The 6,636-nt window shown below is 37.0% G+C and carries 3 protein-coding genes and 1 pseudogene; 1 reads left to right on the forward strand and 3 read right to left on the reverse strand.

All coding sequences use genetic code 11. The annotated features are described in order from the left end of the window. Nucleotides 1–1,241, forward strand: a 1,241-nt coding sequence (locus F6K13_RS12440; protein ID WP_287287514.1) for a WD40 repeat domain-containing protein, incomplete at its 5' end; no start/stop codon positions are given. A gap of 80 nt (nucleotides 1,242–1,321) precedes the next feature. Here the strand turns inward: F6K13_RS12440 and F6K13_RS12445 are convergent. The 3 genes and pseudogenes from F6K13_RS12445 to F6K13_RS12455 all read right to left on the reverse strand — a co-directional run. Continuing rightward, the gene (locus F6K13_RS12445) at nucleotides 1,322–3,823 is read right to left on the reverse strand and encodes a CHASE2 domain-containing protein (RefSeq protein WP_124143599.1); all 2,502 of its coding nucleotides are present in this window, start codon (nucleotides 3,821–3,823) and stop codon (nucleotides 1,322–1,324) included. A gap of 590 nt (nucleotides 3,824–4,413) precedes the next feature. After that, nucleotides 4,414–5,817: a serine hydrolase gene (locus F6K13_RS12450; protein ID WP_124143600.1), complete on the reverse strand. Its 1,404-nt coding sequence runs from the start codon at nucleotides 5,815–5,817 to the stop codon at nucleotides 4,414–4,416. A 658-nt stretch (nucleotides 5,818–6,475) separates the two neighbouring features. Continuing rightward, nucleotides 6,476–6,636, reverse strand: a pseudogene (locus tag F6K13_RS12455) (RNA methyltransferase); the annotation flags it as partial.

A 6,636-nucleotide genomic window follows, 5' to 3' on the forward strand; every position in this document is an offset into this window, starting at 1 on the left:
TCAAAAATTTACCTGAAAGTCTTCCATATATATCCATAGGCGCAACAACTGGCGCAACCTTTTCTACCACAGTCGGCAATATTGGATTAATAGGTAGTTTTGGAGGTATCAGCATCGGCGCAACTCCTATTATCGGTGCAGGTGCAGTTGTCGGTGCAGCAACTTATGGAGCGGTCAAAGCTATCACAGAATCAGACCCCACTGCTATTGGTTTTATTGGTATGGGTAGTTATGGAGGAGTTACTCTTTCTTCTACTATTGGTGGTATAGGTTTGGGAGTTGGGGGGACTGCTTTTGGTGTTGGTATGGGAGCAATGGCAACTTTTGGTGGAGTAGTTGGTCTTGGTCTTTATGGATTTTTTCAAGCGATTAACTCATCCCCACAAAACCGAATAGTTGATTCTTTTGCTATTTTTGAGCAGATGGAGGGGAAATTTTTAGATCGAGTTTCGTGGCAAGAAGCTTATAATCAAACCATGGTTGAATTGGATTTTGTCTTGACTGAAACTGTGGCAAAGCAAAAATTTACTGATTTGGAAATAGAGGCAGAGTTGACACAACTGAAGAAAAATATAGGTTGCCAAAATAAATCAAGTTTTTCTACCTCACCCACAGAAACTTCGGAGCTACAACCGCAGCAAAAATTAATTTGGAAATGTACAAAAGTTATCAAAGCACATACCGCCTCAATTAATGCTGTGACTGTTAGTGGAGATGGTCAAACTTTTGCCACAGCAAGTAGCGATCGCTCAGTCAGCTTATGGAATATCAAAACTGGTAAACGTCTCTACACTTTTTTCGGATATTCACAGGAAGTACAAACTGTCGCTCTTAATATCAAGACTCCCATACTCGTTAGCGGAGACTTCGACGGAAAAATCACCACATATAATATAGAGACAAAACAACATTGTCACACTTTTTTTGCTCCCAACTCTCCTACCAGTCATGGAGACTCAGTTTTTGCAGTTGCTATTAGCAGCGATGGAAAAAATGTGGTTAGTGGGAGTGCCGATCAAACTATTCGGTTGTGGCAACTAGAAACAGGAAAACTCAAACGTATTTTTAATGGTCATCAGGATAAGGTTTGGGCAGTTGCTTTAAGTAGCGATGGTAAAACTATGGCTAGTGGAAGTGCTGACAGAAGTATTCGTTTGTGGAATATCAATAGCTATCAACCACCTCGTATTCTTCAACAGCATTCTGGTTGGGTAACGTCTTTAGCTTTTCACCCGAATTGATTGATTTTTTTATTATATTTTCTGTCTTTTTTCCTTCCCTACACCATTTGTAATATTTTTTTTCAAAATCATATAAAACCTCAATTAAAATAACGTGACTTACGGTTAATCAAATATAAAAAGATATAAATCCAAAATGTTAGACTAGGTAACAACCAAGGTAATAAAATTGCTGCTGAAATATAAATTTGTAGACTCGCCAGTGCATAAATTAAAGTTAATAAAAACAATAACAGAATAATTTCTTGTTTTTGAGTATTAGTACTATTCCCTAATACTAATACTGTTCCTTTTCCTAACAAAGCAGCTAATACAATTAACCATAAATTAGGAATAGGTATAACTAATCTTTGATTGAGCAAATGATGAACCATATAAGCATGAATTTCCCCTCCAGTAAATACTGTACTGGGGTTTGCAGGATGTTGAGAGCGCCAGAAACCAACAGCAGCAGGTAAAGGAAAATTGTCTCCTCCTGGAGCAACTAATCCTGCATCTTTATATCTAGCAGCAATAATTACTATTGATGGACGTTTATCTAGTGTAATTAGTGGTAATAATGGGGAATCATTACTCTCCAAAAGTTGCCAAGCAGGTAAACGTTGAAAAACTGCTTCTGGGGGAACAGAAAAATCTATAATTGGATGCATCCACATTTGCCCTAATTTATAGGAAAATTTAGTTAAAGGTTGTAAGCGAGATGAATTGGAAAATAAATCCAAAAATCCATATTCACCTGTGGTCTGATTAATATGATTTTTCACTTGAGATACCCAACTCTCTGAAGAATTAATCTGAGGTTGAAGCAACTCCCCAGATTGTTCAAAGTTTAACCGGTGAGCAACTGCTAACCAATAAGCAAAGGGCAATGGTCTCTTGCTAGAATATTGCCTTGGTAGCAGTGTAAAATGGGTAACGTAACTGTCATAACCGACAACAAAAGTATCTCCCTGTAGTTGCCAATTTGGAGATGCTAACTCTGGCAAGGGTTCAAACCAACTACCAGCTAGATTACGAGATGTCGCTAAAACAAACCAAGTATTTTGTTTTTTTATGGATGAGCGCAGAGTACGAGCTAGTTGTCGGTCGTTTTTTGGTTGATGGCGATCTAATAGATAATCAACACCAATGATTTTGGCGTTTATAGATGTTAGTCGATCGATGATTTTGGCTATATAGCTACGATCCATAGGTCTAGGATCGGATATTTTGGCTTTTTTGATGGACTCTTCGTCGATTTCAACTAATAGCACGGGAGGCGAATTTTTGCTATCAGGTTGATTGGTAAATTGCCGATACATAGCTTGCACTAATACTCGCTTTTCAATTAAAAAGCTTTGAGTTGATAATTGCCAACTGCATAAAATTAATGAACCGAGCGCCATCGCTTCTTGTTTGCTAGGTAACCACCGTTTGCATTTGTCTTTAATTCTAGATGGTTGAAGACAAAATAGTGGAGCATCCGGGTGGCAAAACAAAGACGGTATTAAATATGTACTAGGATAGGTGAGATTTTTCTCTAACTTTAAAAATTGACACGCTGATAATAATGATTCGTGAACATCTTTGTATTCGGCTAAACTTTGTAGAAAGCGCACTAAAAATTCTTGGGCGACTTGGTTATGAATAGGTTCTCGCATGACGGCAACTTGACTTAAACCCAAGTCTATCAAGGTGTTAGCGATGCTTAAACCACTACAGGAATTGAAGATGGCAAATTGTAAACCTCTCTGTTTGGCTATAGTTAAGGATTGAGCAATTTCGATCATGGATAGAGATATCCCTGGAGCGATCGCTAGTTCCCCTCCTGTATTCAGATTTTCATTACTGTGTCCTGCGAAAAATAAGATATCCCACCCACGTTCGTCTTTTATTGCTTTGACAATTTTGTCTTTTAGCTGTGCTTGACGCTCATGAGGTTGCCAACCCACAAACTCTACTTCTGCTATTGGGGATAATGATTTTACTGCTTCTCTATCTACCTGGAAATTTAAACCTGTATCATCTCCCAGTATTGCTAATACCCTAGCTTTACCTCGACAGGGTTTGGATTGATAATTGACTGGTGTATCGTGGATATTAATAGGTTGGCGGACTATTCTAATTTTACTGGATGCAGCAAATTCTGTAATTTCCCATACTTCCCAGGGTAAACGACATAATTCTTGGCAGTTACAAGTTAAAAATATGTCAATAGTAGGTACATGAGTGTTGTGCTGTGATGGTAGGAAATTTTCTGTTTTTTGTTTGGCTGCTTGAGCAATAATTGCTCTAATTTCAAACAGTTCTTCGTGTCTTAACCAACGATGAAATTCACACAGAAGTTTTGCTTCTGCTTGGACCAATTTTTGTTCCCAATCAACTTGTCTGATTATTGTTCCTGTACTTACTACCCTTCCTCGTAAAGCTCTATGATAAAAACTTAGATATTTTGTTTGCCAATCTTGATAAAATATGGTAAGGTTTTCAGGATAAGGAATAGTTACACTTAATTGTTGTCCTCTACCCCAGGCAAGTTCAAATAAGCAGACTTTTTCAACTTGTTGAATCTTCAGGTAGAATCTATAAGCAGTCTGAGTCATTTTTCTTTGATTTTGATCGCATACCTCTTTACTTTAGCAATTATCAATTAATTACAGAGAACTTAGAGATATATAAGGACAACTCTATTAAGCTATAAAAACAGCGATCGCTATATCTTTTCTTCCGTAAAATAAGCGATCGCCAAAGTTTTAAATAGAAAGTTGAAAGGGAAAACGCACGATGCAAGAGAATATTAAAACATCCGAACCTGTATTCACAGTGTTATACCTTCTTTTTATACTAATTTTCCCTCAATAATTCTATAACACTAGTTAGGGCTTGCTGATTAAATCTAAAAGCACTGACAGGTAAAGGTTTTAGCTTTTTTACACCGAAAAAAAGTGCAACTTTTTAAGCTTGAGCGACTAAAAAGTTAGGATAAAAGGCAGAATAATTGTAGAAAAATCAAGGGATAAAATATCCGACTCCCTCCTCTAAATTCCCTATTCCTCCTGGCTTGGTCTTCCTGAGGACTGACTCCTACCCCATACCAAAAGACTTATTCAGCAAACCCTAAGTTAGCGAAATATAGCAATTTGTAGAACACCTAGAAGACTTATTTGTAATATCTTACTTACATAACAAACAACTATTGCTCTGAAGATTCAAGATATTGATAAGTTTTTTTGGATACATCGCGAATCAAGTCTACGGCAGTTTGTTCGTCATCTAGGCGTTTCACCAATACAGCCAATAGATAGCGCTTGCCATTGAGCAAATCAATCATACCCACATCTGCTAATACGGACTTCAGGTTACCTGTTTTGTGAGCAATAATAGTACCTCTACCTATGCCCCGAGGTAACAATGAATCATTTTTAGTCCTTTCCATAATTCTAAACAGGCGATCGCGAGACTTTAGAGATACCAACCCACCTTGATTTACCTGTGAAATTAAATTTATCAAATCCTTGGGAGTTGTTGTATTAGTGCCAGAGAGGTCTGGTAAGGAGTCATTAATAGTAGTATTCTTCAAACCCCAACTCTGAAACAACTGATTCAAAACTTCAGATCCACCAAGTGTTTCAATCAACATATTGGTTGCGGTATTATCACTAATCACGATCATTTTTGTCGCTGTTTGCAAAGCCGTATATTTAGTACCAGGTCTGCGAAACTGCATATCTCCCGAACCCTCAGCTACATGAGATTCCTCCATTGTCAACATATCATCTAGTTTGATGCGGCCTTGGTCCACAGCTTGAAAAAAAGCTACTAATATTGGCACCTTAATGGTACTAGCTGCTGCAATAGCGACATTTCCATTAATATCTAGATAAGCACCAGTATCAACATCAATCAGGAATATTCCTGGGGTGAGTTTTGGATATTCTGCGATGACTGTATCTAGCTCTGTTTTCAAAGCTGTAATTTCTCTAGTTTGTTGTACTGCTAAAGGTACAATGGAGGGAGATTTCCATTCTTGATTTGGTTCTATATCTGCTGCTTGAGAAAGGACACTAGAACTACTTCCAGGTTTCAACATTGATAGCAATGTTCCACTAATTACCGCTATTCCCATACCCAAAATTAACATCCGAGTTGTGTACAACACTACCGAAGAAGACACAGAGCGTTTACGACTTGTGAGTGGGGACTTTTTTTGGAGTGGTGGCTGAGAAATAAAAGATTGGGCTTTTTCTAGCCGTTTTTGGGGTCGAGTAGATGTTTTGGGTTGTTGTTCTGCGATGGATCTTAATCTAGCCAGTTCATCTCTTCGACTACGTTTAGCTCTGTGAGATTGAAATCTAGGAACTTCTGTTTTTAAGGTTCTAGGGGGAACAACTTTCTTTCTTGGGGGGACAGACCTAAGATAAGGTTCCTCAGAAGGTGGTAGAGGAAATTTAGCTACGTTACGCTTTCTTTTGAGGGGTAGCTGCGGTTGTACGGGATGATTTTGTTGTCTACTACTAGATTGCTTCGATTGAGAATCTGGCCTAGTAGGGGATGATACTACTGAAAGAATTGATGGACTAGGAAATCTCTGAACCACTCCAAATACCTTAATTTATAACTATAATTTTGTTTATCTAACAGAAGTAAATCAAAATCAACAAAAATTGACTATTTCTGCATGAAAATTTATTGGACTTTCAGTTTTCAAGAGGTATATTAATTTATTCCATTTCACAAAAGTCAAAAGTCATATAACTAATATATCAAGGGAAAAAACTTAAGACCAAGAGAAAATATAGATAATTATTTGATTTCTCACGGGTTGTGACATTATTAATATTATTAATATTGAGTTAGATTGGTTAGAACTAGAAAACTAACTTAATCTCAGATTAACTTTGCTCGATCGCCTATAATTTAGGTAAGTTATCTATTACTTTAGCGCAAGTCGTAACTATATTTTGACTATTCTAGACAAAAAAACACTTTACAGATAAATCCAGAAGATTTTCACAAGCATCTCTAACTTGGTTCTCAGATATTTCTATTCAGCCATTTATTTATATATTGGACTTGTCGCTTTATAACTTAAAAATGTCGCTTTATAACTTAAAAAAATCCCAAAAACCTTGTTCTGTAAGGATTGTAGCTATTATTATGCAAAAATGCTTGTATTTATTGCTCTGTCTAGGTTAGAGTGATTTTTTCCCTTTATTTAGCGACAACTCTATTAAAGAATACCCAGAAAAAATAGATTAACTATCATTTTCACAATGATTAGAAAGTGCCCAATTCATTTGCCTAATCATTCCGCGTAACATGGCCACTTCTTCAGTAGAAGGATAGGCGCGATTGAATAGACGACGAATTTTTTCCATCCTGCTAGATGCTGTATGGGGATAAAGATAACCTATTT

Origin of the sequence: Okeania sp. SIO2B9 (genome assembly GCF_010672505.1) — a bacterium.
Lineage (GTDB): Bacteria > Cyanobacteriota > Cyanobacteriia > Cyanobacteriales > Microcoleaceae > Okeania > Okeania hirsuta.